The sequence below is a fragment of the Chryseobacterium pennae genome, from assembly GCF_003385515.1.
Taxonomy (GTDB): Bacteria; Bacteroidota; Bacteroidia; order Flavobacteriales; family Weeksellaceae; genus Chryseobacterium; species Chryseobacterium pennae.
Window position 1 is genome coordinate 1 of record NZ_QNVT01000081.1, and the last position, 487, is coordinate 487.

The window sequence follows — 487 nt, forward strand, 5'->3', positions numbered from 1 at the left end:
GTATTTTATTTCATACCCAAACAGTTTCCCATTCAGGTTAGCAGGATCATTAATTTTAGTCATCCAGCCTCTGATATTGTATTTATAATCAATCTGCTGAAGCGGAGTTCCTACAGAAATTCCACCCACTTTTTTAGATTCAAGCTGGGAAAGTTCATTGTATGTATTCTGGGTGAGGATTTCCACAGGATTGGAATTCACCTGATGTTTGTGGACAAGCAGTCTGTTCTGGTGATCATACTCAAAGTTTTCTATGATCACTGTTTCTGTATCAGTTGCTAATCTTTTATGTCTGGTAACAACATTTTGAGCTACTCCGGCAAAATCCAGCTTGGATTCTGTTTGGGTATAACCCCCTAAATGATTGATAGAATGAGTTCCAATAGCTCTTGCTTTGGTGTCATAATAGGTGTAGTTTTTGGTCCAGTTGTCATTTTCTATATTCTTTACCAGACTCATCACAGGAAGCCCTTTGGTACTTCTTCCT

The 487-nt window shown here is 38.2% G+C and carries 1 pseudogene; it reads right to left on the reverse strand.

What is annotated here, in order from left to right:
* Window positions 1-487, reverse strand: a pseudogene (locus DRF65_RS28215) (RHS repeat-associated core domain-containing protein); the annotation flags it as partial.